The organism is Pseudomonas oryzihabitans NBRC 102199 (assembly GCF_000730625.1).
GTDB classification, from domain to species: Bacteria; Pseudomonadota; Gammaproteobacteria; order Pseudomonadales; family Pseudomonadaceae; genus Chryseomonas; species Chryseomonas oryzihabitans.
The window spans coordinates 206,645-231,021 of sequence record NZ_BBIT01000013.1; the positions used below are offsets into that span (position 1 = coordinate 206,645).

Sequence of the window (24,377 nt, forward strand, 5' to 3'; positions counted from 1 at the left end):
GGCGCCGTCTGGTTGCCCCGGGGCCGCTGGCGTATGCTGCGCCACCGCCGTTTCCCGGTCCCAGGAGTCTAGAAAAGATGTCGTCGCGTTGGACAGGTTTTACCGTCTGCTTGGCAGCCGGCGTATTCGCTACCAGCCTGAGCGCAGGCGCTGCCGAGAAGGCCCATAAAGAGTCGCACAAGGCGCCGGAAAAGGCTGCCGCGGCGCCCGTCGCGCCCAGTGGTCCCTCGGTGATCGTGGTCGGTGCCGGCATGGCCGGTCTGGCCTCGGCCTATGAACTGCAGCAGGCCGGCTGGAACGTGACCCTGCTGGAAGCCGGCGCGCGCGTCGGCGGTCGCTCCGGTCTCGCCTCCAGCGAATGGATCGGCGACACCAAGGCCCAGCCGGTGCTCAACCACTACCTGGACACCTTCAAGCTCAAGACCGTGGACGCGCCGTCCTTCGTGCGCACCCCGGGCTATCTGATCGACGGCCAGTACTATTCCCAGGACGACCTGGTGCAGAAGATGCCGGCCGTGGCCGATGCCCTGAAGCGCGTCGACAAGTCCCTGGACGACCTGGCCGCCGCCATCAGCGATCCGCTGCAGCCGACCGCCACCCCGACCCTGCACGCCCTCGACCAGATCAACGCCGCCACCTGGCTGGACAAGCAGAATCTGCCGCCGGTGGCCCGCCAACTGATCAACCAGCGCATCCGCGTGCGCTATGACGAGCCCTCGCGGCTGTCGCTGCTCTATCTGGCCCAGCAGACCCGCGTCTATCGCGGCGTCGAGGACAAGGACCTGCGCGCCTCGCGCCTGCCCGGCGGCAGCGACGTCCTGGCCCAGGCCTTCGTCAAGCAGATCAAGACGATCAAGACCGACAGCAAGGTGTCGAGCATCGTCCAGGATCCGAGCGGCGTGACGGTCAAGGCCGGCGCCAATGGCTACAAGGCCGACTACGTGGTGATGGCGGTGCCGCTGCGCGCCCTCGGCCAGGTGCAGATGACCCCGGCGCTGGACGCCACCCAGCAGGCCGCCATCAAGGGCACCACCTACGGCTGGCGCGACCAGATCCTGCTCAAGTTCAAGACCCCGGTATGGGACAGCAAGTCGCGCATGAGCGGCGAGATCTACAGCGACCAGGGGCTGGGCATGCTGTGGGTGGAACCGGACGTCAAGGGCGGCGCCAATGTGCTGGTCAACCTGGCCGGCGACAGCGCGCGCCTGGTGCAGGCCTTCGGCGACAAGCAGATGGTCGATCAGGTGCTGATCCGCTTCCACGCCCTCTATCCCAAGGCGCGCGGTGCCTTCTCCGGCTACGAAGTCCGTCGCTACAGCCGCGATCCGGGCGTGGGCGGTGCCTATCTGGCCTATGGTCCGGGCCAGATCACCCGTTACTGGCGGCTGTGGGAAAAGCCCACCGGCCGGGTGATCTTTGCCGGCGAGCACACCGATCCGCTGCATCCGGGCACCCTGGAAGGGGCCCTGGCCAGCGGTCAGCGCGCCGCCGGCCAGGTCCGCGACCTCAAGGCCGGCAAGGCCGTGGTGCCGGTCGTCGCCAGCGCCAAGGCCCAGGCTCAGCCGGCTGCCGCGCCCAAGCCCGCCGACGCCGCGCCGGCCAAGGACAGTGGCGAGCACGGCTTCTTCTGGAAGCTGTTCCACTGGTCGTTCTGATCCCGACCCGCGCCCGGAGGCTGCCCCTGCGCAGCCTCCCGGCCGCAGCGGACGGGGCCTCCATGCGCCGTCCGATCCATCGATTCCTTCGATATTGATTCGACACTTTTTCCGCTTTCCATCGATACGTTTGCGGCTAGGCTTAGGCAAAGCTTTTTCAGGAGAGAAAAGCGATGCACTGGCGCAACGATGGCCTTCGCTACGGTCTGGTAAGTCTGGTTCTGCATTGGGTCATGGCCCTGGCGATCGTCGCCATGTTCGCCTCCGGCCTGTGGATGCGCACCCTGGACTACTACGACACCTGGTACCACACCGCCCCCGAACTGCATAAGAGCGCCGGCATCCTCCTGCTGATCGCCCTGGTGCTGCGCCTGCTCTGGCGCCTGGTCAGTCCGCCGCCGCCGGTGGAGGGCAGCCCCCTGGTGCGCCGCGCCGCCGGGGCCGGGCACTTCCTGCTCTATGCCTTGATGCTCAGCGTCATGGTGGCCGGCTATCTGATCTCCACCGCCGATGGTGTGGCCATCGATGTCTTCGGCTGGTTCAAGGTGCCGGCGACCCTGAGCGGCCTGCCGGACCAGGCCGATACCGCTGGCAAGATCCACCTCTGGTTCGCCTGGACGCTGATCGTCCTGGCCGGCCTGCATGTGCTGGCCGCGCTCAAGCACCATTTCGTCGACCGCGACGGCACCCTGGTGCGCATGCTCGGCCGGGTCCATACCCCTTCCTGATGTTCGCTTCCCACCACCACATGGAGCTCCATCCAATGCTGAAGAAAACCGTTGCCGCCCTGGCCCTGGGTACCGCTCTGCTGGGCGCCGGCCAGGCCATGGCCGCCGATTACAAGATCGACAAGCAGGGCCAGCACGCCTTCATCCAGTTCCGCATCCAGCACCTGGGCTACAGCTGGCTGTACGGCACCTTCAAGGACTTCGACGGCAACTTCAGCTTCGATGCCAAGGATCCGTCCGCCGACAAGATCAAGGTGACCATCAACACCGACAGCGTCGACACCAACCACGCCGAGCGTGACAAGCACCTGCGCAGTGCCGACTTCCTCAACGTCGCCGCCCATCCCCAAGCCAGCTTCGAATCCACCAAGGTCACCCCCACCGGCGACGGCACCGCCGACGTCACCGGCAACCTGACCCTGAACGGCGTGACCAAGCCGGTCACCATCAAGGCCCACTTCATGGGCGAGGGCAAGGATCCGTGGGGCGGCTACCGCGCCGGCTTCGAGGGCACCACCACCCTCAAACTCAAGGATTTCAACATCCAGAAGGACCTCGGTCCGAAGTCCCAGGAAGTGGAATTCATGCTGTCCTTCGAAGGCGTGCGCCAGTAACGGGACGCCCTCAGGTTGTAACCAAAGATGCCGGATTCGTCCGGCATTTTTATGCCTGGTCGTTTTTGGCGACGAGGCGGGCGCCAGAGGAATCCCCCGGCAGAACTCGCCTTCAGCCTGATGGTCTGCTACCGAGGTCGGTCGTCTGGGCCTGATGTCGTAGGAATAACCGTTTTCACGAGGCGCCGGAGCCGCCGGCGAGATACCCGAGCATGGCGCTTGGGTTATTTACAAACAGTCGTGAACGTAAGTATATTTGTCTGATAATAATTCCTATGCTCGAGCCGGTGCGGATCCACAAGGCGCGCTGCGCATGCTCATTTCCCCGCTTTCAAGGACTTTTGATATGCAGATCAAGCCGGCGCATGCCTTTTTCGCCCCCGCCCTGCTGGCCGTGGCCCTGGCCCTAGGCGCCTGCGGCAAGCAGGACAACAAGGACCAGCAGCAGCAACAGCAGCAGAAGCCCGCGGAGGTCGGGGTGGTGACGATGCAACCCCGCACCGTGACCCTCACCGACGAACTGCCTGGGCGCACCTCGGCCTTCCGCATCGCCGAGGTCCGTCCCCAGGTCAGCGGCATCCTGCTCAAGCGCTACTTCACCGAGGGCGCCGACGTGAAGGCCGGCACCCAGCTCTATCAGATCGATCCGCGCACCTACGAAGCCAACGTCAACTCGGCCAAGGCCTCGCTGGCCCAGGCCCAGGCGACCCTGGCCTCCAACCGGCTCAAGGCCCAGCGCTATGGCGCCCTGGTCAAGGAGCAGGCGATCAGCAAGCAGGAAGCCGACGACGCCCTGTCCATGCAGCGGCAGAACGAAGCCCAGGTGGAATCGGCGAGAGCCGCCCTGCGCAACGCCGAGATCAACCTGGCCTACACCAAGGTCGCCGCGCCGATTTCCGGCCGCATCGGTCGCTCGATGATGACCGAAGGCGCCCTGGTCACCGCCGACCAGACCACCGCCCTGACTAGCATCACCCAGCTCGATCCCATCTATGTCGACGTGACCCAGTCCGCCACCGACCTGCTGCGCCTGCGCCGTGAACTGGACAGCGGTCAGCTGCAGCGCGTGCAGGGCGAGAACGCCGCCGAGGTCAAGCTGATGCTGGAAGACGGCAGCGCCTACAGCCGTCCCGGCAAGCTCAAGTTCGCCGAGGTCTCGGTGGATCAGGGCACCGGCTCGGTGACCATCCGTGCCGAATTCCCCAACCCCGACAAGCTGCTGCTGCCCGGCATGTTCGTGCGTGCCCAGCTGCAGTCCGGCGTTCGCCAGAATGCCCTGCTGGTGCCGCAACAGGGCGTGACCCGCGACATCAAGGGCCAGCCCACCGCCATGGTGGTCAACGGCGAAGGCAAGGTCGAGCAGCGAATCCTCAAGACCGAGCGTACCGTGGGCTCCGACTGGCTGGTCACCGACGGCCTGAAGGCGGGTGACAAGGTCATCACCGAGGGCCTGCAGAAGATCAAGCCGGGCGCCACCGTCACCACCAAGCCGGCGAGCAACATCGCCTCCGCCGAGCAGAAGCCGGCGGGTCAGGCTCAGTAAGGGGAGCGCCCGATGTCCAAGTTCTTCATCGACCGGCCCATCTTCGCCTGGGTGATCGCCCTGGTGATCATGCTCGCCGGTATCCTGTCGATCCTCAATCTGCCGATCAACCAGTACCCGAACATCGCCGCCCCGGCGGTCTCGATCCAGGTGAGCTACCCGGGCGCCTCGGCGCAGACGGTGCAGGACACCGTGGTCCAGGTCATCGAGCAGCAGATGAACGGGATCGACAACCTCAGGTACATCTCCTCGGAGTCCAACTCCGATGGCAGCATGACCATCATCGTGACCTTCAACCAGGGCACCAACTCCGACATCGCCCAGGTCCAGGTGCAGAACAAGCTGCAGCTGGCGACGCCGCTGCTGCCGCAGGAAGTGCAGCAGCAGGGCATGCGCGTGGCCAAGTACCAGCGCAACTTCATGATGGTGGTGGGCCTGGTCTCCATGGACGGCTCCCTGACCAAGGAAGACCTGTCCAACTACATCGTTTCCAACATGCGCGATCCCATCGCGCGGACCAGCGGTGTGGGTGACTTCCAGGTGTTCGGTGCCCAGTACGCCATGCGCATCTGGCTCGATCCGCAGAAGCTGGTGAAGTACCAGCTGACGCCGGTCGACGTCAGCAGCGCCATCCAAAGCCAGAACGTGCAGATCGCCTCCGGTCAGCTCGGCGGCCTGCCGGCGGTGCCGGGGCAACAGCTCAACGCCACCATCATCGGCAAGACCCGCCTGACCAGCGTCGAGGAATTCGGCAAGATCTTCCTCAAGGTCGATCAGAGCGGCGCCCAGGTGCGCCTGCGCGACGTGGCACGGGTGGAGCTGGGGGGCGAGAACTATTCCATCGACGCTCAGTTCGACGGCAAGCCGGCCTCCGGCATGGCCCTGCGTCTGGCCACCGGGGCCAACGCCCTGGACACCGCCAAGGCGGTCCGCGCCACCATCGAGCGGCTCAAGCCGTTCATGCCGCCGGGCATGGAAGTGGTCTATCCCTATGACACCACCCCGGTGGTGACCGCCTCCATCCACGAGGTGGTCAAGACCCTGGGCGAGGCGATCCTGCTGGTGTTCCTGGTGATGTTCCTGTTCCTGCAGAACTTCCGGGCCACCCTGATCCCCACCATCGCCGTACCCGTGGTTCTGCTGGGCACCTTCGCGGTGCTGCTGGCCGCCGGTTTCACCATCAACATCCTGACCATGTTCGGCATGGTACTCGCCATCGGCCTGCTGGTGGACGATGCCATCGTGGTGGTGGAAAACGTCGAGCGGGTGATGGCCGAGGAGGGGCTCTCGCCCAAGGAGGCGACGCGCAAGTCCATGGGCCAGATCCAGGGCGCCCTGGTCGGTATCGCCATGGTGCTGTCGGCGGTGTTCGTGCCCATGGCCTTCTTTGGCGGCTCCACCGGGGTGATCTATCGCCAGTTCTCCATCACCATCGTTTCCTCGATGGTGCTCTCGGTGCTGGTGGCCCTGATCCTGACCCCGGCGCTGTGCGCCACCCTGCTCAAGCCGGTCAAGCAGGGGCACCACGAGAAGCGCGGTTTCTTCGGCTGGTTCAACCGCAAGTTCGAGAGCGGTCAGCACCGCTACGAGCGCAGCGTGGCCGCGGTGATCCGCCACAAGGTGCCCTTCCTGCTGCTGTACCTGCTGATCGTCGGCGTCATGGTGTTCCTGTTCACCCGCATCCAATCGTCCTTCCTGCCGGAAGAGGACCAGGGCGTGATCTTCGCCCAGGTCACCACGCCGCCGGGCTCCAGTGCCGAGCGGACGCAGAAGGTGCTCGACACCATGCGCGAGATGATGATGAAGAACGACTCGAGCGCGGTCAGCTCGATGTTCACCGTCAACGGCTTCAACTTCGCCGGTCGCGGCCAGAGTTCGGGTCTGGCGTTCATCCAGCTCAAGCCCTGGGAAGAGCGCCCGGACGCCAAGGACGGGGCCAGTGCCGTGGCCGGTCGCGCCATGGGCTACCTGTCGGGCATCAAGGACGCCATCGTCTACGCCATCGTGCCGCCGGCGGTGCTGGAGCTGGGTAACGCCACCGGCTTCGACTTCTATCTGCAGGACCAGGGCGGCATCGGCCACGAGGCGCTCATGGCCGCGCGCAACCAACTGCTCGGCATGGCCGCGCAGAATCCAAAGCTGATGCAGACCCGTCCCAACGGCCTCAACGACGAGCCGCAATTCAAGCTCATCGTCGACGACGAGAAGGTGCGCGCCCTGGGGCTGTCGCAGAGCGACGTCAACCAGACGCTGTCCATCGGCTGGGCGTCCAGCTACGTCAACGACTTCATCGACCGCGGTCGGGTGAAGAAGGTGTATCTGCAGGGCGAAGCCAGCGCGCGGATGAATCCCGAGGACTTCAACAAGTGGTACGTGCGCAACAGCGCGGGCGAGATGGTGCCGGTGTCGGCCTTCGCCCGCGGCGAGTGGATCTACGGCTCGCCCAAGCTGGAGCGCTACAACGGCATCTCCTCGCTGGAGATCCTCGGTTCCGCGGCGCCCGGCTACAGCACCGGTGACGCCATGGCCGAGATCGAGCGCATGGCCAAGGACCTGCCGCAGGGCGTGGGTATCGCCTGGACCGGTCTGTCCTACGAGGAGCGCCTGTCGGGCTCCCAGGCGCCGGCGCTCTACGCCCTGTCGCTGCTGGTGGTGTTCCTCTGCCTCGCGGCGCTGTACGAGAGCTGGTCGATCCCGATCGCGGTCATCCTGGTGGTGCCGCTGGGGGTGGTGGGGGCCTTGCTGGCCACCTACTTCCGTGGCCTGGCCAACGACGTCTTCTTCCAGGTCGGTCTGTTGACGACCATCGGTCTGGCAGCGAAGAACGCCATCCTGATCGTGGAATTCGCCAAGGAGCTGCACGAGGGCGGCAAGAACATCGTCGATGCGGCGGTGGAAGCCTCGCGCATGCGTCTGCGGCCCATCATCATGACCTCCATGGCCTTCATCCTGGGCGTGGTGCCCCTGGCGATCTCCTCGGGCGCGAGCTCCGGCAGTCAGCACGCCGTGGGTACCGGCGTGATCGGCGGCATGCTCACCGCCACGATACTGGCGATCTTCTGGATTCCCATGTTCTACGTGGTGGTCAGCAGCCTGTTCAAGGACAAGGCCACCAAGGACCAGGAAGCCCATGGCAAGGAAGGACACTGATATGAAGAAGTCTGTCTTGGCGGTGGTCGTGGGCATGCTGGCCGTCTCCGGCTGCAGCCTGATCCCCGACTACCAGCGACCCAACGCGCCGGTGGAGAATGCCTGGCCCCATGGCCAGGCCTACGATGCGCTGACGGTCAACCGCGACCAGCAGGCGGCCGACATCGGCTGGCGCGATTTCTATCGCGATCCGGCCCTGCAGCAACTGATCCAGCTGTCACTGGACAACAACCGCGACCTGCGCCAGGCCGCGCTGAACGTGCGCCTCTACCAGGCGCAGTACCGCGTGCAGCGCGCCGAGCTGTTTCCCGACATCAGTGTCAGCGGCACCGGGACCCGTACCCGCCAGCCGGAAGACCTGAGCCAGGTCTCCGCCATCCGCGAACTGCTCGCCGGCAACAGCGCCAACGGCGCGGGTGGCGGTGGCGGCGGCAGCATCAGCAGCCAGTACAGCGTGACCCTGGGCTTCACCTCCTATGAGCTGGACCTCTTCGGTCGCCTGCGCAGCCTCAGCGAGCAGGCGCTGCTCAACTACTTCGCCACCAGCGAAGGACGTCGCAGCACCCAGATCTCGCTGGTCTCGGAAGTGGCCAACGCCTACTACGCCTGGCTCACCGACCAGCGCATGCTGCAACTGACCCGCGAGACCCTGGACGCCTATCAGCGCTCCTACGACCTGACCCGTCAGACCGTGGAGAACGGCGTGGCCAGCGGCCTGGACCTGCGCCAGTCGCGCACCGCCCTGGAAGGGGCGCGGGCGAATCTGGCGCAATACACCCGCCAGGTGGCCCAGGATCGCAACGCCCTGGCCTTGCTGCTGGGCACCTCGATCCCGGCCGACCTGCCGCAGGGCAAGGGCCTGGACGGCAAGGACCTGCTCGCCGACCTGCCGGCCAACCTGCCGTCGGATCTCCTGCAGAAGCGCCCGGACATCCTCCAGTCCGAGCTGCAGCTGCGCGCCGCCAACGCCAACATCGGCGCGGCGCGGGCGGCCTTCTTCCCGCGCATCAGCCTGACCGCCCAGGGTGGCACGGCCAGTCGCGATCTGAATGGCCTGTTCGACGCCGGCTCCGGCTACTGGACCTTCTCGCCGAGCATCAACATCCCGATCTTCACGGCCGGCAGCCTCAAGGCCAGCCTGGATGCGGCCAGGATCCAGAAGGACATCAACGTCGCCACCTACGAGAAGTCGATCCAGACCGCCTTCCGCGAAGTGGCCGATGCCCTCGCGGCGAAGGGCACCTACGACGACCAGTTGCAGGCCCAGCAGGACCTGGTGCAGGCCAGCCAGGAGTACTACGACCTGGCCAACCTGCGCTATCGCCAGGGCATCGACAACTACCTCACGGTGCTCGACGCCCAGCGCTCGCTGTATAGCGCCCAGCAGCAGCTGATCACCGATCGACTCAACCAGCTCAACAGCGAGGTCACCCTGTACAAGGCCCTCGGCGGTGGCTGGCTGGAGCGTAGCCAGACGCGACCGCCGCTGGCGGCCAAGCCCTGATCCTGCTCCAGCAAGACGCCGGCCTCGTGCCGGCGTTCTTCTGTCCGGGGTGCCCGTCTATCGACGCCGCTGGGGGGCTGGGTATACTGCCCCCTGTCCCTTTCTCTGGAGTCTCTGCATGCGCTATCGCCTGTTGCTCGGCCTGCTCGCCGCCACTGGTCTGACCCTGGCCGGCTGCGCCAGCAGCCCCCAGCAATTGAGTCCACAACCCCAGATCACCGCGCCCATCGCCCCGGTCGGCCAGGGCCAGCCGGTCTCGGTCCGGGTGGTCGACGGTCGCTCCTCCTTTACCCTCGGCACCCGTGGCGGTCTCTATCCCGACACCAGCGTGGTGGTGGTGCAGACCCAGGACGTGATTCCCAAGCTGCAGGCCGAAGCCGAGAAGGCGGTCCGCCAGATGGGCTTCACCCCGTCGCCCAATGCCGGCCCCGGCGCGCCCCAGCTGACCCTGACCCTGGCCGAGCTGAACTACCAGTCGCCCAAGGAACTGTACGTCACCGCCTCCGACGTCGCCGCGGCCTTCCAGGTCGACGTGCGCAACAGCCAGCGCGGCTACCGCGGCCGCTACGGCGCCAGCCTCAACCAGCGTTTCGGCATGGCGCCCAACGCCGAGGCCAACACCAAGCTGGTCAGCGATGTGCTGAGCGATGCCCTGACCCGGGTATTCAAGGATCCGACCGTGGTCCAGGTGCTCAGCGGTCGCTGAAAACCCGACGCCCACGAAAAAGCCCGGCCAGTGCCGGGCTTTTTCATGGGTCGCCGACCGCTATTCCAGGCCGGCCAGCACGCGGTACTTGTTGAGCACCGGCTGGGCGTACTGGCGCACCAGCTGCGCCCGGTATTCCGCCGGGCACTCGGCCAGGCGCTTTTCCCACTCGCCGCGGGCGACCGCGATCTCCTCGGCGGGAAACAGGGCGTCCACCGCGGGCACGGCCAGCTCCGGATCGCGACCCTCCCAGGCGGCATAGGCCAGGTAGCTGGCCGGGAACAGCCGGTAGTTGCCGAGGATCTGCCGGTCCATTTCCTGGGCCAGCGCCTTGGCATCCTCGAACTCACCCGTGACCGGCTCGCCAAAGGCCACGTGCACCCGGCCCTTGTAGCCGGTGATGCCCAGGGCGATGCTGACGTCGTCCTCGCCCGGTGCCTTGGTATAGCCGCCGGTGGTGGCGCGGATGTGCAGTTCGCGGGCCTTGGCCTGGTCGCAGGGATCGAATTCGTAGCTGATGGATACCGGCACGATGTTCAGCGCCTTGACCAGCTCGGCGAAGGGGGCGTCCTTGCAGCTCATGTGGAACATCTTGAGGATGGCCGAATCGGTACGGTCGTCGCCATCCTTGGCCCGGCCCTCGGCCTGGGCGATCCAGATGGACTGGCCGTCCTGGCGGATCGAGTGATTGATGTAGGCGGACAGATTCTGGTACGCCGCCAGCTTCTCGCGCCGACCGCTGATGGAGCGGTGCACGATGAAGCTCTTGTTCAGCCGCATCAGGTCGCTGACGAAGGGCTTCTGCAGGAGGTTGTCGCCGATGGCGATGCGCGGCGTTGGCAGGCCGGCGTGGTAGACGGCATAGTTGACGAAGGCCGGGTCCATCACGATGTCGCGGTGGTTGGCCAGGAACAGATAGGCCCGGCCGCTGCGCAGCTGGTCGATACCGGAGTAGGTGACGCCGTCCGAGGCCTTTTCGATGGCGCGATCCACATAGGGTTCGAGCTTGTCCTGCAGCGCGGCGACGCTCTGGATGCCGCCCAGTTCCTGGCGCAGGCGGGTGCGCAACAGGGGCCGCACCACCCAGCCGAGGCCCTTGGACAGGCGCGGGAAACGGTAGCCGGCGAGGATGGCGATGAAGTGGTCGTCGTCGATCAGGCGGGCCAGAACCCCGGGGACTTCCGCGTCGTTATAGGGTCGAATGGCTTCGAACTCGCCCATGGTGTTCTCTTGTAGAAATTCCGGCGGCCATAGTAGTGGGCGTGGCGCCAGATGCAAGCGCCAGGGGCCGGATGGGCGGCAGGTTGGCGGTCAAGGAGTGCAGGCAGATGCTGGAAAGCCAGGAATACGATTGCCCTTATTGCGGCGAACCGGGCGAGGTGGTGCTCGACCTCAGCGGCGGTGATCAGGACTACTACGAAGACTGCGAAGTCTGCTGCCGGCCGATCCGCTTCGGCCTGCACACCGATGGCGAGGACTGGAATCTCGAGGTTCGTCGGGAGGACGACTGATGCGTCGCATCTACGAGCCGGGTTCGCTGCACGAGGGTGAATTGCTCCTGGCGGTGCTGGCCAGCGAGGGCATCAGCGGCTTTCTCGCCGGGCGCCATCTGCTCGGGGGCATCGGCGACCTGCCGGCGGCAGGGCTGCTCGGCCTGCTGGTCGAGGATGAGGAGGCCCTCCGCGCGCAGGCGCTGATCGCCGCGTACAATGCCGCCACGCCCCTGCCGGGAGAGGATCCTTCCCCCGAGCAGGGCATCCTCGTCTGCTAGGTTCTAGACGAAAAGTGCCTACGCATCGGTGATGCTTCGTTGAAAAACGCTTCGGAATGCTCATTTACCACTTGTAAACTCCGCTTCCTCAGCATTTTTCGCCTCGCCTGACCTTCGCTCGGCGACTTTTCGTAAAGAACCTAAAAAGGTTTTCATGTCCGGACGCTACGCCCTGTTCCGCTGGCCCGCCGAATTCGCCGCCCTGGCGGGATTCCCCGAAAAGCATGCGCCGCGCTGGAACATCTCCCCCCATCAGCAGGTGCTGCTGCAGCGGCGGACCGCTGAGGGCGAGCGGGTCGACAGCGGTCGCTGGGGACTGACTCCGCCCTGGCTCACCGATCTTTCCCGCACCCCCACCCACGCCCGCGCCGAAAGCCTGGCCACCCAGCCGATGTTTCGCGAGCCCTTTCGCCTGCGGCGTTGCCTGCTGCCCGCCAACGGCTTCTACGAATGGCGCGGCAATCATCGCAAGCGGCCCTACTGGATGCTCAATGGCGAACCCCTGGCCTGGTTCGCCGCGCTCTGGGAGGCCTATCCGGCCGGGGACCAGCTCTGGCTGTCGGTGGCCATGGTCACCCAGGCCGCCGGCCCGCTGCGGCGGCCGATCCTGCTGGATGAAGCGGGGCGTGCCCTCTGGCAGGATCCGGACAGCCCGCCTGAAGCCCTGCAGGCGCTGTTGGCCACGGGCGGCATGCCGCTGCGCGAGCGGGTGCTGGCCGATATCGTCAACCGACCCGAGGTGGACGGGCCGGAGTGTCTGACCCCGCTGTAGACGCGGCCCTCACCCCTGCCTCTCCCAGGAGGGAGAGGGGGTGGCTTGGCACTTGAGGGGAGGGGGCTAGACCCGGAACCGTCCCGCCAGCTGGCGTTGCTGTTCGGCCAGTTCGCGCAGTTGCTGGCCGGCGCGGGAGGCGCTGTCGGCTTCGCCGTGGACCGCCTGGGCGCTCTGGCCGATATTGACCACGTTGCGATTGATGTCCTCGGCCACCGCGCTCTGTTCTTCCGCGGCGCTGGCGATCTGCAGATTCATGCTGGTGATCTCGCCCACCGCCGCCAGGATGGTGTCCAGGGCCTGGCGGGTGGCCTCGGTCTGGGCGACCTGGGTGCTGGTCTGGGCGCCGCTGGCCTGCATCACCGTCACCGCCTCGCGGGTGCCCTGCTGCAGGCGCTGGATCATCTCCTGGATCTCGCCGGTGGCGACCTGGGTCTTTTGCGCCAGGTTGCGCACCTCGTCGGCCACCACGGCGAAGCCGCGGCCCTGCTCGCCGGCCCGCGCCGCCTCGATGGCGGCGTTGAGCGCCAGCAGATTGGTCTGCTCGGCGATGCCGTTGATGGTGGTGAGGATGGAGCCGATGTTCTCGCTGTCCTCGGCGACCCGGCGGACCTGCTCCACCGCGCGCTCGATCTCCCGGGCGAGGGCGGCGCTGCTGGCGACGTTCTGCTGTACCAGCCGCTGGCCTTCGTTGACCGCGCCGTCCGCCTCGGTGGCGGCCCGCGCCGCGCGACCGGCATTGCCGGCCACGTCCTGGGCGGTGGCGGTCATCTCCTGCATGGCGGTGGCCAACTGGTCGATCTCCTGCAACTGGCGCTGCACGCCGTCGCGGGTGCGCTGGGCGATATGGGAGGTGTGCTCGGCGGCCGAGGCCACCTCGCCCACCGAGCGGATCAGCTGGCCGATGAGGCCCTGCAGCGAGGCCAGGAAGCGATTGAAGCCGCCGGCCATGGCGCCGACCTCGTCGCGGCGCTCGGTGGCGAGGCGCTGGGTGAGGTCACCGTCGCCCTGGCCGATGGCGTCGAGCATGGTCACCATCTGCCGCAGTGGCCGGGCGATGCGCAGGCTGATCAGCCAGAGTACCAGCAGACCGGCGCCGGCGACCGCCAGGCCCACCAGCAGCATGCCGACCACGTCCTGGTGGCGCTGGCTGCCAAGGGTGTCCTTGAGGCTGTAGAGGTCGGCCAGCACGGCTTCGCGGGGGAGTTCGATGATCAGCGTCCAGACCTGGTGGTTGTCGCCGGCGAAGCGCAGCGGCAGATAGACCTGGTAGCGCTCGGTTTTGGCGTCGAAGCGACGGGTGACGCCTTCGCCGAGGTCCTTGAGGCCGGTCAGGGTCGCGCCCAGCACCGGTTCGGCCGGTTTGCCCAGCTGGCTGGCATCGGCGGTGTAGGCGACCAGGGTGCCGCGCCCGGCCACCAGGGCCATGCGGCCCACGCCGCCATAGAGGCGGCCATTGGCCTTGACCAGCTGGCGCTGGATGAAGTCCAGCGGCACGTCGGCACCGACCACGCCCTTGAAGGCGTCGCCGACTAGGATCGGCACGTTGAAGGAGGCGATCAGCACCTGCTGCTCGTTGACCGTGTCGGGCATGGGGTCGAGCACGCAGGTGGTGCGATTTTCCCGCGGGCAGAGGTAGTACTCGCCTTCGCGCACGCCCGAGGGCAGCTGGGTCTGGCTTTCCACGGTCGGGCCGATCGGTTCCACCGTCACATCGCCGTCGAGGGTCTTGTGCCACCAGGGGGTGAAGCGCCCATGCTCGTCGTAGCCGGCCGCGGCATCACCGCGATGGCGGTCGTCCTGGCCGTCGATGGCATTGGGTTCCCAGACGGTATAGAGACTGAGCAGGCCGGACTGGCGCTGCAGACTCCGGCCCAGCAGGCGGACCAGACTCTGGCGATCCAGCTCGACCTGCTGGTCGCCCGGACTGGCCATGGCCACGTTGAGTTGCGCCAGCTGACTGGCCAGTTGCAGGGGGACGTCCAGCTGGCGTTGCAGCTGGTTGCCCACGGCCTCGGCCTCGGCCGTGAGCCGGGCTTCGGCGGCCGTGGCGGCCAGGGCCTCGGTATGGCTGTCGACCAGGGCGCGGGTGCGCTGACCGGCGAACAGGGTGTAGGCGATCAGGGCAGCGACCACCGCCAGGATGCAGGCGCCGGCCAGCAGGGTGATGGAGGTGCGGATGGAGCGGGAATTCATGGGGGACTCCGGGGCGTTCGATACCGGGAGCTATCGGCGCAGATGTCTGTCCATTGAGGCCTCCGGTCGCCTGGCAGGAGAGCGTTGCCGGGCATTACCGGACGTTGCCGGGTCTGACGCCCCTCTCTAGACTGTATCCGCCTCGATACCTGGAGATTCCCATGCGCCGTATCCTTCCCCTCGCAGGCCTGTCCCTGAGCCTGCTGCTGGTCGCCTGCCAGACCGTCAATACCACCTCCGGTGGTGCGGTCGGGGTGCAGCGCAAGCAGTACATGTTCAGCATGCTGTCCGAGCAGCAGGTCAACCAGATGTACGCCCAGTCCTATGCCAAGACGGTCAGCGAGGCCAAGTCCGCCGGCAAGCTGGCCAACGACACGGCCGACGGCAAGCGCGTGGCCGCCATCGCCAAGCGGCTGATCCCGCAGACCGCGGCCTTCCGTCCGGACGCGGTGAACTGGGATTGGCAGGTCAACTTGGTGCAGAGCGACGAACTCAACGCCAACTGCGGCCCGGGCGGCAAGATCTTCGTCTACAGCGGCCTCATCGATCAGCTCAAGCTGACCGACGACGAACTGGCGGCGGTGATGGGCCACGAGATCGCCCACGCCCTGCGCGAGCACAGCCGCGAGCAGATGTCGCGGGCCTATGCCATCCAGATGGGCGAGAACCTCGGCGGCGCCCTGCTGGGCGTCGGCCAGGGCGGCATGCAGCTGGCCGACCAGGTGTCCCAGGTGGCCCTGACCCTGCCATTCAGCCGCGGCAACGAGAACGAAGCCGACCTGATCGGCCTGGAGCTCTCGGCGCGCGCCGGCTACAACCCCAATGCCGCCATCACCCTCTGGCAGAAGATGGCCCAGGCCAGCCAGGGCAAGCAGCCGGCGGAATTCCTCAGCACCCACCCCTCCGACGCCAACCGCACCAAGGCGCTGCAGGCGGCGATTCCCAAGGTGATGCCGCTGTACGAGGCGGCGAAGAAGGGTTGAGGGTTTGGGTTGGGTGAGAGGGTTTCCCTCACCCCAGCCCTCTCCCAGGGGGAGAGGGGGCGGGTAGGCGCCGTAGGCTGGGTTGAGTGCAGCGAAGCCCGGCAGGGCTCAGCGTCGCTACCGCCGCCGGGCGCTGTAGACCTTGAAGCCTTCGCGCTCGGCCAGGGTGCGGCAATTGCCGAAGGCGGCCTCGATCAGCGGCGGATAGCGCAGGAAGCTGTTGGCCACCAGGCGCAATTCGCCGCCGGGGCGCAGATGGCGCACCGCCTCGGCCAGCAGGGTCTCGGTGGTGCGGTAGTCGGTCTTCACGCCGCTGTGGAAGGGCGGATTGCTGACGATGGCGGCAAGACCGCTGGGCGCCGCGGCGATGCCGTCACCGGCGATCACGGTTCCGGCCAGGCCATTGGCCGCCAGGGTCTGGCGACTGCTGGCCACGGCGAAGGCGTCCACGTCGAGCAGGTGCAGGGTGCTGGCGGGATAGCGGCGGGCCAGGGCGGCGCCGACCACGCCGGCGCCACAACCGAAGTCCAGTACCGCCCCCTCGGGCAGGCCGTCGAGGTGTTCCAGCAGCAGCGCCGTGCCCACGTCCAGCCGGCCATGGCTGAACACACCCGGCAGGCTGAGAATCTCCAGACTCATCCCCGCCCGCTCCAGCCGATGGCGTTGCAGCCAGGCGTCCGGCTGCGGATCGGCCGAGGTGCTAGGGTCCTGCACCACCCACAGTTGGCAATGGCGGGCGCTGTCGAGCTTGCTGGCCTGGCCCAGGACGCCCAGCTGGCGCGCCGCGCGTTCGATCCCGGCCTTCTTTTCCCCGACCAGAAACAGACTACCCGCGGCCGGCAGGCGCTGGCTCAGGGCGGTGAGCAGGAAGTCGGTGGCCTCGCGGGACTTGGGCAGGAACAGCACGGCAGCGGTGAAGTCGCCCGCCGGGGGCTCGATCCCCAGGCTGACGCGACCCGGATAGCGCCGCATCAGTTGTTCGGCCTCGCCCGCATGCCAACTCCAGCCGCTGGCCGCGGGCAGGGCGCCCAGCAGCTCATCGGCCGGCAAGCCGGCCAGCAGCAAGGCGCCGCCAAAGCGCTCGGGGTGACGGAGGAGGACTTCGCTGCGCGGATCCATGGGGCTACCTGGCGAAAAAAGCGCGAACTTTAGCAGACCACCCGCTGCGGCGTGCCGGCGAAATGACCCTCGGCATTGGCGGCGAGCTGGCCAATGATCCGCTGGCGCGCCTCGCGACTGCCCCAGGCGTTGTGCGGGGTGACGATCAGTCGTGGAATGTCGCCGGCCAGCAGCGGATTGCCGTCGCGCGGCGGCTCGACGCTGAGCACGTCGGTGGCGGCGCCGGCCAGGTGGCCGCGTCTCAGGCAGTCGGCCAGGGCCTGTTCGTCGACGATGCCGCCGCGGGCGGTGTTGACCAGGAAGGCCGTGGGTTTCATCGCCGCCAGTTCCGCCGTACCGATCAGGCCGCGGGTCTGCTCGGTCAGCGGGCAGTGCATCGTCAGGGCATCCACCTGGGGCAGCAGCTCGGCCAGCGGCAGGCTGCCCGGGCGGGCGGGCCGACCGGGCAACTGGCCCACCAGGGTCTGCATGCCGAAGGCTTCGGCCAGCCGCTTGACCGCGCTGCCCAGTTCGCCGAGGCCGAGCAGGCCCAGGGTCTTGCCCTCCAGCTCGACGATGGGGTGATCGAGCAGGCAGAACTGGCTGGCGCTCTGCCAGCGCCCGGCGCGGATGTCCGCCTGGTAGTCCGGCAACCGGGTGGCCAGGGCCAGCAGCAGCGCCAGGGTGTGCTGGGCGACCGAGGCGGTGCCGTAGCCCTGGCAGTTGCAGACGCGCACGCCCTGGGCGCGCGCGGCCTCCAGGTCGATGTTGTTGGTGCCGGTGGCGCTGACCAGGATCAGCTTCAACTCGGGGCAGGCGGCCAGGATGGCGGCGTCCAGCACCACCTTGTTGACGAGGGCGACCTGGGCGCCGGCCAGGCGCGCCGCGACCTCCTCCGGGGCGCTCGCCGGATGGAGTTCCAGTTCGTCGAACACCGCGCGCAAGGGCGCCGGGTCCAGATCGCCCAGGTCGAGAGAGGCATAGTCGAGGAACACGGCGCGAACGGGCATGACGACTCCAGCGGACAGGGAAGGGAGGTCCGAGCCTAGCAGCCGCGGGTCGTCCAGGAAAACCGCCCGGGCGCGGCTGGAGTATGCTGAGGGGATGAATTATCTCGCGCACCTGCACCTGGGCGGCCCCGGCCGCGAAGATCGCCTCGGCAGTCTCTACGGCGATTTCGTCAAGGGCTCGGCGGACCTCTGGCCGGCCGGGATTGCCGCCGGCATCCGGCTGCACCGGCGCATCGACGTCTATACCGACGACCATCCCCTGGTGATCCGGGCCAAGACCCGGTTGCCCGCGGCGCGGCGGCGGGTGGCCGGACTGCTGGTGGATGTCTTCTTCGATCACTGCCTGGCGCGCCTCTGGCACGACTATGCCGAGCAGCCGCTGCCGGATTTCGTCGCGGACTGCTATCAGACCCTGCTGGAGGAGCCGGAGCTGCCGCCACGGCTGGCCCGCATCGCGCCCCTGATGGCGCGCCAGGATTGGCTGGGCAGCTACCGGGACTTCGCCGTGCTGGAGCGGGTGGTGGAGGGCATGGCGCGGCGGCTGTCACGCCCGGAGCTGCTGGCCGGGGCCTTCGCCGAACTGGACGCCGCCTACGACGGCCTGCTGGCAGACTTTCGCGACTTCTATCCGCAGTTGCAGGCCTTTGCCGCCGCCCAGCGGGCGGCGCGGGATTCCAGCTGAATCCCGAGGCGGCCGGCGATGGCCGCCTGGCAGCGACCCGCCAGTACCTGGCGCGCCTGGCCCTGAGGCAGCACCGCGGGCAGCAACTCGATCCTCAGGGTGGTCCCGCCGTTGTCCAGCAGCCGCAGCAGATGACTCACCAGGTCGTCGTCGCCGATGAAGGCCGCGTCCCGATCCGGCTCGCCGTGGCGCCAGTAGCTCAGGGCCACGGGTTGCAGCGGGGTGCCGGTGGCGATGGCCGGACTCAGCAGCCGGCCATGAAAGGTCCGCAGCACGCTGCCGTCGGTGGTGGTGCCCTCGGGAAAGAGCGCCAGTGACAGGCCCTGGGTCAGGCGCGTGGTCAAGGCCTCGCCCAGGGCGTCGCCGCGTTCGGCACCGCGGCGGATGAACAGGGTGCCGGCCTGGCGCGTCAGCCAGCCGGCGAAGGGCCAGTCCGCCACCTCCGCCTTGGACAAGAAGCCCAGCGGCCGCAGGCTGCCGAGGGCGACGATGTCCAGCCAGGACACATGATTGGCCAGCCACAGATGGGTGCCGTGCGGCACCTCGCCCCGGACCTCCAGGCGCAGGCGCAGCGCCCGGACCAGCAGCTGGAAGAAGCGCCGTGTCAGCCGTTGCCGCAGCCCCAGGCAGGGCCGCCGACCGAGCCTTACCGCCAGCGCCACCGTCAGGGCGAACAGCGCCCCGAGCAGCAGCGTGGCCAGCACCGGCAACAGCCGCAGGGCGAGGCGCAGTCGCCTCATACCGCGGCCTTGAAGTGGCGGGCATAGCGTGGGCAGAGGTCTTCGCGCTTGAGCAGGATGAAGACGTCGGCCACGCCGAATTCCGGATCCCAGCAGGGCGCGCCGCAGACCTGGGCGCCCAGGCGCAGGTAGGCCTTGAGCAGGGGCGGCAGCTGCACCACCAGATTGTCGGGCACGGCGACGAAGGGCAGCGGGCGCCGCGGCGTGGCGCGGATCGCCGGGATGCGTTCGTCCCGCGCGGCTTGGCGCAGCAGGGCGGCGGCCTGCAGACCGCCATCGGCCATGGGCACGCTGGCGCAGCCCATGAGGTAGCGGTAGTCGCCGCAGGCCATGATCTCGGCCAGTTCCGCCCACAGCAGGGCGATGGCCGCGCCGGTGCGATGCCCGGGCGCCACGCAGGTGCGGCCGATTTCCAGCAGCGGACCCTGCAGGCCGTCCAGGCCTTCCAGCTGGAATTCGCTTTCGCTGTAGAGACTGCCCAGGCGCTCGCGGCGGCGTCCGTCGAGCAGTCGCGTGGTGGCGATCAGCTCGCCGCTGCGCAGGTCGCGCACCCCCAGGTGCAGGCAGTGGACGTCGTAGGCGTCCTGGTCGAGGTTGTCGGCGAAATGCACGCCGTAGGTGCTGCCGAAGACCGCGGCCCGCAGGCGCTGGGCAGCGCGGATATCCGCGGCGGTCGACAGGCGTTCGGCGCGCAGCGCGGGCGGTGCGGACACTGGAATCGGCATGGCAGGGCTCCGGCAGTGGGTATGCAGCAAACCCTAGGTAGCCGGGATGACAGCCCCGTGAAGCGGCCGTGGCGATCTCGTGACGAGCGGTCGGGCACCTTTGCAGGGGCGCCCTCCAGATGCCTGCGGGCGCCAGGGGACTGACCGAACGCATTCGCAATTGCTAGGTTGGACGCGTAGACTGATGCGTCAATCCTATTTTTTCCCAGCATGAAGGTTCTGGCCATGCAGATCGCGGCGAACACGGCAGTATCCATCGACTACACCCTGACCAACGACGCCGGCGAAGTCATCGACAGCTCCGCTGGTGGTGCTCCGCTGGTGTACCTGCAAGGCGCGGGCAACATCATTCCCGGCCTCGAGCGCGCCCTGTCCGGCAAGCAGGCCGGCGACGAGCTGAAGGTGGCCATCGAGCCGGAAGACGCCTACGGCGAATACACCCCCGAACTGGTTGCCACCCTGGGCAAGGAAATGTTCGAAGGCGTGGACGAGCTGGAAGTGGGCATGCAGTTCCACGCCTCCGGCCCGGACGGCGCCATGCAGATCGTCACCGTGCGTGACATCGACGGCGACCAGGTCACCGTCGACGGCAACCACCCCCTGGCCGGCCAGCGTCTGAATTTCGACGTCAAGGTGGTCAACGTGCGTGCGGCCAGCGACGAAGAAATCGCCCACGGCCACATCCATGGCGAGGGTGGTCACCAGCACTAAGCCTGGCCTCAGGCTCCCGCGACGCCCGTGTCCGGCTCTGCCGGCGCGGGCGTTGTCGTTTGTGGCGTCCGTGCGGCGTGGCCCTCACCCCAACCCTCTCCCAGGGGGAGAGGGGCTGGTTGGATGATGTGGCCTAGGGTAGATGACGGCGCAGCCTCATCCACGGAGGCACGATGGCCGCGTGGAAAACGCTGCGCGGTTTTCCACCCTACCGGGCCAGGCTGCCTTGGGGACGCACCATCAGGGCCTTGTCGCCCCCTTCACGTACCCAGAACAGCGTCGCCCCGGCCACGGCGGCGGGCATGAACAGGGCGTTCAGGCCGGGTACCAGCAGCGCCAGGTAGGTCACCCCGCCAAAGCCCAGGCAGCGCAGGCGGCGGGTGCGCAGCCAGGCGAGCATGGCGCGGAAATCCAGCTTGTGGTTGTCGGCGGGAAAGTCGATGTACTGCACCGCCATCATCCAGACGCCGAACAGGATCCACAGCGGCGCGGCGATCAGGTTGAGGCCGGGGATGAAGGTCAGCACCAGCAGGCCCAGGGCGCGCGGCAGGTAGTAGCCCAGCTTGCGCAGTTCGCGCTGCAGGGTGCGCGGCACCATGGTGACCAGTTCGGTGAGGTTGAACGGCGGGAAGTCGTCCTGGCCGCGCACCATGACCTCGACCTTTTCCGCCAGAAAGCCGTTGAAGGGCGCCGCCACCAGGTTGGCCAGCATCGTGAAGGTAAAGAAGATGATCGCCAGCAGCAGGAGCACGAACAGCGGCCAGAGCAGCCATTCGACGAAGCTCGCCCAGGCCGGCAGGCTCGGCATCAGCTGCTCCAGCCAGCCCTCGAAGCCGCGCACGGCAAAGGTGAGGATGGCGGCGTAGAGCAGCAGGTTGATGGTCAGCGGGATGACCACGAAGCGGCGCATGCCGGGGCGGGTCACCAGGCGCAGCCCTTCGGCGAAGTAGGCGGAGCCGGACAGCGGAGCGACAGCCATGAAGATTCCTGACAGGTGGCGGGAGGCACAGCTTACCTCAGGGCTCCCTGGCCGAAGCGGTCGACATAGGCGCGCCCTATGGTCTGGATTTAGAATGGTCGCTTCTGTGGAGGGGCGGCACCCGTTAGGCTGAGCCCCATCCCTGGACCCGGTGTCCGCCTTTTGGCGCCGGTCGCGCCGTCGCCAGGAGCGACCGGCGCTTGCGGAACGGCTCCGCACGCACACCGGCCGGCATGCCCCCAGGGCGCGCTGGCCACTCTACTCTTAGGTCTGCCGGAGACCCCGGCAGGGAGAATGTCATGTCTGAAGTCAGCAACTCGCGCCATTCGCGTCTCATCATCCTCGGTTCCGGTCCGGCCGGTTACACGGCCGCGGTCTATGCCGCCCGTGCCAACCTCAAGCCGCTCTTGATCACCGGCATGCAGATGGGCGGCCAGCTGACCACCACCACCGAGGTCGACAACTGGCCGGGTGACCCCCACGACCTGACCGGTCCGGCGCTGATGGAGCGGATGCGCGAGCACGCCGAGCGCTTCGAGACCGAGATCGTCTTCGATCACATCAACGCCGTGGACTTTGGCGGCAAGCCCTACACCCTCAAGGGTGACAGCGCCACCTACACCTGCGACGCCCTGATCATCGCCACTGGTGCCAGCGCCCGCTACCTGGGCCTGGCCAGCGAGGAGGCCTTCATGGGCAAGGGCGTGTCCGCCTGCGCCACCTGCGACGGCTTCTTCTATCGCAACCGCGAGGTGGCGGTGGTCGGCGGCGGCAACACCGCGGTCGAGGAAGCCCTGTACCTGGCCAACATCGCCAGCAAGGTGACCCTGATCCACCGCCGCGAGACCTTCCGCGCCGAGAAGATCCTGCAGGACAAGCTGCGTGCCCGGGTCGCCGAAGGCAAGATGGCGCTCAAGCTCAACGCCAGCGTCGACGAGGTGCTGGGTGACAACATGGGCGTCACCGGCGTGCGCATCAAGAACAACGATGGCAGCAGCGAAGAGCTGCAGGTGGCCGGTCTGTTCGTCGCCATCGGCCATACCCCCAACACCGGGTTGTTCGAAGGCCAGCTGGAGACCCACGACGGCTATCTGGTGGTGAAGGGCGGCCGCGAGGCCAATGCCACCGCCACCAACGTGCCGGGCGTGTTCGCCGCCGGCGACGTGGCCGACCACACCTACCGCCAGGCCATCACCTCGGCCGGTGCCGGCTGCATGGCGGCGCTGGACGCCGAGCGCTACCTGGATGGGTTGGGCGATCTCCAGGTCCTCTAAGGCCTGATCGACGCCTGACAAAGAAAAACCCCGGCACTGGCCGGGGTTTTTCGTTTCCGGGGTCTTCCGGCAGGCGGCAAGGTCTGGCCTGGCTGCCTTGACGACCCCTCTCAAAATGCAAAGAGCCCCGGCCATTTGTCGGGGCTCTTTGTTTTGGGGGTTCCCTCACCCCGGCCCTCTCCCAGGGGGAGAGGGGGAAGGCGTGCCTCTTACTTGCCGTAGACTGGCAGGCGAGCGCAGACGGCCTTGACCTTTTCACGGACGGCGTCGATCACCGATTCGTCGCCCATGTTGCCAAGGATGTCGCAGATCCAGCCGGCCAGTTCGCGGCACTCGGCTTCCTGGAAGCCACGGGTGGTGACGGCCGGGGTGCCGATGCGCAGACCGGAGGTGACGAAGGGCGAGCGCGGATCGTTCGGCACCGAGTTCTTGTTCACGGTGATGAAGGCGCGACCCAGGGCGGCGTCCGCGTCCTTGCCGGTGATTTCCTGCTTGATCAGGCTGAGCAGGAACAGGTGGTTGTCGGTGCCGCCGGAGACGACGTCGAAGCCACGCTCGATGAACACGCCGGCCATGGCCTGGGCGTTCTTGATCACCTGCTGCTGGTAGGTCTTGAACTCGGGCTGCAGGGCTTCCTTGAAGCACACCGCCTTGCCGGCGATGACGTGCATCAGCGGACCGCCCTGGGCACCGGGGAAGACCGCCGAGTTGAGCTTCTTCTCGATGGCTTCGTTGGCCTTGGCCAGGATCAGGCCGCCACGCGGGCCGCGCAGGGTCTTGTGGGTGGTGCTGGTGACCACGTCGGCGAAGGGGACCGGGTTGGGGTAGACGCCGGCGGCGACCAGCCCGGCGAAGTGGGCCATGTCGACGAACAGGTAGGCACCCACGGCATCGGCGATGGCACGGAAGCGGGCGAAGTCCAGCACCTGGGAGTAGGCGGAGTAGCCGGCGACGATGACCTTGGGCTTGTGTTCCTGGGCCAGGCGCTCGACCTCGGCGTAGTCGATCAGGCCCTGCTCGTCGATGCCGTACTGCACGGCGTTGTACAGCTTGCCGGAAGAGGACACGGTGGCGCCGTGGGTCAGGTGACCGCCGTGAGCCAGGCTCATGCCGAGGATGGTGTCACCGGCTTCGATCAGCGCGAGGTAGACGGCCGAGTTGGCCTGGGAGCCGGAGTGCGGCTGGACGTTGGCGTAGTCGGCGCCGAACAGCTGCTTGGCGCGGTCGATGGCCAGTTGCTCGACCACGTCGACGTATTCGCAGCCGCCATAGTAGCGCTTGTGGGGATAGCCTTCGGCGTACTTGTTGGTCAGCACGCTGCCCTGGGCTTCCATGACCGCCGGGCTGGTGTAGTTTTCCGAAGCGATCAGCTCGATGTGATCTTCCTGACGCTGGGCTTCCTGCTGCATGGCGGCATACAGGTCGGCGTCGAAGCGGGCGAGGGTGGTTTCACGGCTGAACATGGCGGCAGGGTCCCCTGAGGCATGGCGAAGAGCGAGCCCGATCGGGCTCGTGAGGGGCAGTATTCTACCCCAT

22 protein-coding genes are annotated in these 24,377 nt (G+C 67.4%); 14 read left to right on the plus strand and 8 right to left on the minus strand.

The features are described from left to right. Positions 1–77 precede the first annotated feature (77 nt). The 7 genes from POR01S_RS14720 (at position 78) to POR01S_RS14750 (ending at position 9,900) form a co-directional block, all read left to right on the plus strand. Positions 78–1,655: a flavin monoamine oxidase family protein gene (locus tag POR01S_RS14720; protein WP_042136693.1), complete on the plus strand. Its 1,578-nt coding sequence runs from the start codon at positions 78–80 to the stop codon at positions 1,653–1,655. 173 nt (positions 1,656–1,828) lie between these two features. Beyond that, entirely contained in the window at positions 1,829–2,383 is a 555-nt protein-coding gene (locus POR01S_RS14725) for a cytochrome b (protein ID WP_027598427.1), read from the plus strand. 35 nt (positions 2,384–2,418) lie between these two features. Continuing rightward, a complete protein-coding gene (locus POR01S_RS14730) occupies positions 2,419–2,997 on the plus strand; it encodes a YceI family protein (protein ID WP_007161692.1) in 579 nt (192 codons plus the stop codon). A gap of 346 nt (positions 2,998–3,343) precedes the next feature. Further along, positions 3,344–4,540 (plus strand): efflux RND transporter periplasmic adaptor subunit, encoded by a 1,197-nt coding sequence (locus POR01S_RS14735; RefSeq protein ID WP_027598428.1) that lies wholly within the window; start codon positions 3,344–3,346, stop codon positions 4,538–4,540. Positions 4,541–4,552: 12 nt separating this feature from the next. Continuing rightward, positions 4,553–7,690, plus strand: coding sequence for an efflux RND transporter permease subunit (locus tag POR01S_RS14740; RefSeq protein WP_027598429.1), 3,138 nt, complete (start codon positions 4,553–4,555; stop codon positions 7,688–7,690). Between the two features lies 1 nt (position 7,691). Beyond that, positions 7,692–9,194, plus strand: coding sequence for an efflux transporter outer membrane subunit (locus POR01S_RS14745; protein ID WP_042136696.1), 1,503 nt, complete (start codon positions 7,692–7,694; stop codon positions 9,192–9,194). A 118-nt stretch (positions 9,195–9,312) separates the two neighbouring features. Further along, positions 9,313–9,900 (plus strand): YajG family lipoprotein, encoded by a 588-nt coding sequence (locus tag POR01S_RS14750; protein WP_007161696.1) that lies wholly within the window; start codon positions 9,313–9,315, stop codon positions 9,898–9,900. Positions 9,901–9,960: 60 nt separating this feature from the next. On the opposite strand, the gene POR01S_RS14755 is transcribed toward POR01S_RS14750, so the two are convergent. Further along, on the minus strand, positions 9,961–11,121 hold the full coding sequence (locus POR01S_RS14755) for a 1-acyl-sn-glycerol-3-phosphate acyltransferase (RefSeq protein ID WP_027598431.1): 1,161 nt from the start codon (positions 11,119–11,121) through the stop codon (positions 9,961–9,963). A 107-nt stretch (positions 11,122–11,228) separates the two neighbouring features. Here POR01S_RS14755 and POR01S_RS14760 point away from each other — a divergent pair, with 107 nt between their 5' ends. The 3 genes from POR01S_RS14760 (at position 11,229) to POR01S_RS14770 (ending at position 12,443) form a co-directional block, all read left to right on the plus strand. Then, positions 11,229–11,411, plus strand: coding sequence for a CPXCG motif-containing cysteine-rich protein (locus POR01S_RS14760; RefSeq protein ID WP_017639858.1), 183 nt, complete (start codon positions 11,229–11,231; stop codon positions 11,409–11,411). Next, positions 11,411–11,671 (plus strand): putative signal transducing protein, encoded by a 261-nt coding sequence (locus POR01S_RS14765; RefSeq protein ID WP_007162730.1) that lies wholly within the window; start codon positions 11,411–11,413, stop codon positions 11,669–11,671. The genes POR01S_RS14760 and POR01S_RS14765 overlap by 1 nt, the downstream gene beginning before the upstream one ends. Positions 11,672–11,825: 154 nt before the next feature. After that, positions 11,826–12,443 carry an SOS response-associated peptidase gene (locus tag POR01S_RS14770; protein ID WP_042136699.1) on the plus strand — a complete coding sequence of 206 codons (618 nt, stop codon included), beginning with the start codon at positions 11,826–11,828 and terminating at the stop codon, positions 12,441–12,443. A 66-nt stretch (positions 12,444–12,509) separates the two neighbouring features. Here POR01S_RS14770 and POR01S_RS14775 read toward each other — a convergent pair whose 3' ends face one another. Then, a complete protein-coding gene (locus tag POR01S_RS14775) occupies positions 12,510–14,639 on the minus strand; it encodes a methyl-accepting chemotaxis protein (RefSeq protein WP_042136701.1) in 2,130 nt (709 codons plus the stop codon). A gap of 161 nt (positions 14,640–14,800) precedes the next feature. Between POR01S_RS14775 and POR01S_RS14780 the strand changes: the two genes are divergently transcribed. Then, positions 14,801–15,622, plus strand: coding sequence for a M48 family metallopeptidase (locus POR01S_RS14780; protein WP_007162727.1), 822 nt, complete (start codon positions 14,801–14,803; stop codon positions 15,620–15,622). A 117-nt stretch (positions 15,623–15,739) separates the two neighbouring features. On the opposite strand, the gene POR01S_RS14785 is transcribed toward POR01S_RS14780, so the two are convergent. Then, entirely contained in the window at positions 15,740–16,741 is a 1,002-nt protein-coding gene (locus POR01S_RS14785) for a methyltransferase (RefSeq protein WP_042136704.1), read from the minus strand. Positions 16,742–16,770: 29 nt separating this feature from the next. Further along, positions 16,771–17,730: a 2-hydroxyacid dehydrogenase gene (locus POR01S_RS14790; RefSeq protein WP_042136706.1), complete on the minus strand. Its 960-nt coding sequence runs from the start codon at positions 17,728–17,730 to the stop codon at positions 16,771–16,773. A 94-nt stretch (positions 17,731–17,824) separates the two neighbouring features. Between POR01S_RS14790 and POR01S_RS14795 the strand changes: the two genes are divergently transcribed. After that, the gene (locus POR01S_RS14795; RefSeq protein WP_042136708.1) at positions 17,825–18,412 is read left to right on the plus strand and encodes an acyl carrier protein phosphodiesterase; all 588 of its coding nucleotides are present in this window, start codon (positions 17,825–17,827) and stop codon (positions 18,410–18,412) included. Here the strand turns inward: POR01S_RS14795 and POR01S_RS14800 are convergent. Both POR01S_RS14800 and POR01S_RS14805 read right to left on the minus strand, forming a co-directional pair. Continuing rightward, positions 18,355–19,152 carry a lysophospholipid acyltransferase family protein gene (locus POR01S_RS14800; protein WP_042136709.1) on the minus strand — a complete coding sequence of 266 codons (798 nt, stop codon included), beginning with the start codon at positions 19,150–19,152 and terminating at the stop codon, positions 18,355–18,357. The genes POR01S_RS14795 and POR01S_RS14800 overlap by 58 nt on opposite strands. Further along, positions 19,149–19,877, minus strand: coding sequence for a GNAT family N-acetyltransferase (locus POR01S_RS14805; RefSeq protein WP_042136711.1), 729 nt, complete (start codon positions 19,875–19,877; stop codon positions 19,149–19,151). Before POR01S_RS14805 ends, POR01S_RS14800 begins: the two co-directional genes overlap by 4 nt. 225 nt (positions 19,878–20,102) lie before the next feature. Between POR01S_RS14805 and POR01S_RS14810 the strand changes: the two genes are divergently transcribed. Continuing rightward, positions 20,103–20,588: an FKBP-type peptidyl-prolyl cis-trans isomerase gene (locus tag POR01S_RS14810; protein ID WP_017639847.1), complete on the plus strand. Its 486-nt coding sequence runs from the start codon at positions 20,103–20,105 to the stop codon at positions 20,586–20,588. A 208-nt stretch (positions 20,589–20,796) separates the two neighbouring features. On the opposite strand, the gene cysZ is transcribed toward POR01S_RS14810, so the two are convergent. Continuing rightward, the gene (gene cysZ, locus POR01S_RS14815; protein WP_042136713.1) at positions 20,797–21,567 is read right to left on the minus strand and encodes a sulfate transporter CysZ; all 771 of its coding nucleotides are present in this window, start codon (positions 21,565–21,567) and stop codon (positions 20,797–20,799) included. Positions 21,568–21,866: 299 nt separating this feature from the next. Between cysZ and trxB the strand changes: the two genes are divergently transcribed. After that, a complete protein-coding gene (trxB, locus tag POR01S_RS14820; RefSeq protein ID WP_027598439.1) occupies positions 21,867–22,841 on the plus strand; it encodes a thioredoxin-disulfide reductase in 975 nt (324 codons plus the stop codon). A 209-nt stretch (positions 22,842–23,050) separates the two neighbouring features. Here trxB and glyA read toward each other — a convergent pair whose 3' ends face one another. Further along, positions 23,051–24,304 (minus strand): serine hydroxymethyltransferase, encoded by a 1,254-nt coding sequence (gene glyA / locus POR01S_RS14825; RefSeq protein WP_027602952.1) that lies wholly within the window; start codon positions 24,302–24,304, stop codon positions 23,051–23,053. Positions 24,305–24,377 lie beyond the last annotated feature (73 nt).